Origin of the sequence: Bacillus sp. SIMBA_005, from assembly GCF_046535585.1 — a bacterium.
Classification (GTDB): domain Bacteria; phylum Bacillota; class Bacilli; order Bacillales; family Bacillaceae; genus Bacillus; species Bacillus pumilus.
In genome coordinates, this window is the sequence record NZ_JAWRWI010001267.1 from 1 (window position 1) to 231 (window position 231).

Here is a 231-nt window from a genome sequence, read left to right on the forward strand (position 1 = left end):
TTTTTGCGTTTGAAGTTTCAATGGAGCGGAAATGGTTTTTTTGACTTTTTCTCCTTTGAGCACCTGCTCCGCCGCTTCGACCGCCAGTTTTCCGATCAGCTCCGGCTGCTGGGCGACCGTGGCTGTCAGCTTCCCGCTTTTAATGGAAGAAATCGCATCTTTATTTCCGTCGAAACCGACGACCAAAATGTGTTTGCCCGAGCTGTTAATCGCTTCGAGCGCCCCGAGTGC

1 protein-coding gene is annotated in these 231 nt (G+C 51.5%); it reads right to left on the minus strand.

Features of this window, described 5'->3' with window-relative positions:
* A partial coding sequence (locus SB660_RS24140; protein WP_410585172.1) for a substrate-binding domain-containing protein occupies nucleotides 1–231 on the minus strand: 231 nt, incomplete at both ends.